Here is a 2,850-nt window from a genome sequence, read left to right on the forward strand (position 1 = left end):
CGCTGCACCCCGCCGAGGCGGAAGACTTCCTGCTGGCGCTGCTCCCGACCACCGCGCTCTCCGTCCTCCGCGACCAGGCGCTGACCGACGTGGAACCGCACGACTTCTGGAGCGCGCACCACGGCGCCCTGTGGGCCGCGGCGCGCAAGCTCCGGGACGCCGACCAACGCATCACCCGACGGAGCCTGCTCGCCGCCGACGACGTGAAGAGCACGGCCGCCGCCGAGCGGATCCTCGACGGCCTCGCCGCCATCTCGGCGCCGGGCGAGTTCTCGCAGGCGGTCGCCGACGTGAAGCGTTGCGGCCGGCTGCGGCGCCTGGTCCAGGCCGCCCAACGCATCCAGCAGCGGGCGCTCGCCGCGGACGACCCGTCGGTGGCGCTCATGCAGGCGCACGACGAACTCCGCAAGCTGGACAGCATCGAGCACCCGCACACGAAGGCCCGCGACTACCGGGACCTGCTGATCCAGTTCGAGGCCGCTATGCGCGCCGAGGGAGACCAGTTCGTCGTCATCCCGACGCCGTGGCCCGAGTTCAACGAACGGGTCGCCGGCGGCCTGCACGGCGGCAGGCTGTACGTCGTCGGCGCCCGGCCTGGACAGGGCAAGTCGATCGTCGCGCACCAGCTCGCCGAGCACGCCGCCGCGCTCGGTCGTCCGGCGATGGTGTTCTCAGCGGAGATGGGCACCCTCGAGGTGATCGGCCGCATGGTTGCCAACGGGGCGACCATCGAACTCGACGAGATCAGCCGCCGCGACCTGAGTAGCCACTCGTGGAAGCAGTTCGACGAGTACAAGGAACGCGCCATCAACTTCCCGATCGTCGTCGACGACAAGCCCGACCTGACCCTCGGCTACATCCGCGCCGAGGCCCGCGCGCAGAAGCGCCGCGGTGGCCTGGACGTGGTCGCCGTCGACTACCTGCAGCTGATCAAACCCGAGCGGAACGTGTCCCGCGAGCAGCAGGTCGCCGAGATCAGCCGCGGCCTCAAGCAACTCTCCCGCGAGCTCGACGTCGCGGTGATCGTCCCGGCTCAGCTCAACCGCCGCGCCGACGAGCGGCCGAACCCGTCGCTCGCCGACCTCCGCGAGTCCGGTGCCATCGAGGCCGACGCCGACGTGGTGATGCTGCTCGCCCGCCGGTTGCACGAGAAGACCGGCAAGCCGACCCACCTCCTGGGTGTCCACATCGGCAAGAACCGCCACGGCCGGGTCGGCGACATCGAGCTGACGTGGCGCGGCCAGTACTCCCGACTGAGCTGACGGAGGAGAGAACATGACCAGTACCTACGGCAAGATCAACGCCTCTCTCACCGGCTGCACCCTGCTCGACGACGACGGCGAGACGTGCGGTCAGCCAGGCATGCCGGGCTTACCGCTCGGCGTATGCCAGCTGCACGCACTCATGATCACCCGCGCCGTCATGAAGCTCGCCGGCATCACAGTGGAGGAACGATGACCCGACCCGAGGTAGACGCGTTCGAGCAGAAGATCACCCAAGCCCTTGAGGGCAGCAGGCGCAGGCGCGAGGTCACCAGCCGCTACACCGCCGTGGTCGTGTGGCTGCTGGTCGGCTTCGCCGGCCTGGTGCTGCTGTCCATCGTGCAGGCCGTGGAGGCCATCCAACCGTGACCCCAGTCCGACCCTGCTCGGTGTGCGGGACGCCTGCCCGTGGTGGCAGATGCGGCAGGCACCCGCACACCCGAGCACAACGAGCAGACGCACCCAAGTGGAGGGGCGCGTGGATCCCGCTGCGTGACGCCGTGCTGCGCCGTGACGGACACCGCTGCCGGTACTGCGGCCACCGTGCCACGACAGCTGACCACGTGATCGCACGCCTGCCGATCGACTACATGGTCGCCGTGCCAGCCCTCGCGGTAGCCGCGTGCCGGCCATGCAACAGCAGCAAGCGCGACCTCGACCTGACCTACTGGGTAGCGAGCAACCGAGCACCAGCCAACGCGCGGACGGTGCTCGAAGAACTCAGGCCGCTGATCATCGAAGCCGAACGCTGGCTGCAACGCCACGCGAGCGCCTGACGCCTCCGATTTTTCCCGGACCACGGTCCACACGCAGAGCCACGTCCCTCACAAACTTTCGTGCGTACGGTCTCCCCGATTCCGGGAGCGGTCGACCTCGACCATGGTGGAGGTCTGATACCTCAGGTTAGGTCGAGGTCGTGCGATACTTCCTTTTGGGAGGTGAGGGCATGTCTGACGCCAAGTCGGCCGAGGATCGGCAGCGGCGGAACATGCCCGCGTCACTCGGCGGTGGTGCTGAACCCGCCGCGGCGCCGGATCCGCCAGCCGACCTATCGGACGTCCTCCGTGGACAGTGGGTGGGGCTGTGGTCCTCGCCGGTCGCCGCGTTGATGGACCCGGTCAGTGACCTGCCGGCCGTGGTCCGCCTGTTCGAGCTCTACGAGCTGGCCGACCGGGTGCAAGCGCAGCTCGCCGCCGCCGCCGAGGTGGACAGCGGACTGGTCGGGGCGCGCGTCAGGTTGGCGTCGGAGATCCGGCTCGCCGAGGGGCAGCTCGGGTTGTCGCCGCGGGCGCGTCTGGCGCTCGGCGTCGCGCTGGTGGCGGGGCAGAAGGCGGCATCGCTGGACGACCTCGCGGACGACGCTGATGAGTAGGCCGGTGCAGCACCTCGATGACCCGCGGATGGCGTGGCTGTCCGAGGTGGACCCCCGGTTCCTCGACGCGTTGGGCACGGTGCCGCTGCCGGAACGGACGCTCGGCCCGCAGGCGGTCCGCTGGGTGGAGAAGAACGCCAGGATGGGCGAGGGCGACGCGTTCGGTCTGCCGGTGCGGATGCGTCCGTTCCAGAAGGCCATCGTGTGGAAGCTGCT

General features: G+C 69.6%; 6 protein-coding genes. All 6 read left to right on the top strand.

Annotation, left to right across the window (positions count from 1 at the left end):
- On the top strand, window positions 1–1,262 hold a 1,262-nt coding region (locus VFG33_RS00050), incomplete at its 5' end, for a replicative DNA helicase (RefSeq protein ID WP_325020958.1).
- Between the two features lie 13 nt (window positions 1,263–1,275).
- Window positions 1,276–1,458 carry a hypothetical protein gene (locus tag VFG33_RS00055; protein ID WP_325020960.1) on the top strand — a complete coding sequence of 61 codons (183 nt, stop codon included), beginning with the start codon at window positions 1,276–1,278 and terminating at the stop codon, window positions 1,456–1,458.
- The gene (locus tag VFG33_RS00060; protein WP_325020962.1) at window positions 1,455–1,631 is read left to right on the top strand and encodes a hypothetical protein; all 177 of its coding nucleotides are present in this window, start codon (window positions 1,455–1,457) and stop codon (window positions 1,629–1,631) included. The genes VFG33_RS00055 and VFG33_RS00060 overlap by 4 nt, the downstream gene beginning before the upstream one ends.
- A gap of 194 nt (window positions 1,632–1,825) precedes the next feature.
- Entirely contained in the window at window positions 1,826–2,038 is a 213-nt protein-coding gene (locus VFG33_RS00065) for a hypothetical protein (RefSeq protein ID WP_325020964.1), read from the top strand.
- Between the two features lie 170 nt (window positions 2,039–2,208).
- On the top strand, window positions 2,209–2,634 hold the full coding sequence (locus VFG33_RS00070) for a hypothetical protein (RefSeq protein ID WP_325020967.1): 426 nt from the start codon (window positions 2,209–2,211) through the stop codon (window positions 2,632–2,634).
- Window positions 2,627–2,850, top strand: a 224-nt coding sequence (locus VFG33_RS00075; RefSeq protein WP_325020969.1) for a hypothetical protein, incomplete at its 3' end; no start/stop codon positions are given. The genes VFG33_RS00070 and VFG33_RS00075, both read left to right, overlap by 8 nt.

Source organism: Kribbella sp. (assembly GCF_035687465.1).
GTDB lineage: Bacteria > Actinomycetota > Actinomycetes > Propionibacteriales > Kribbellaceae > Kribbella.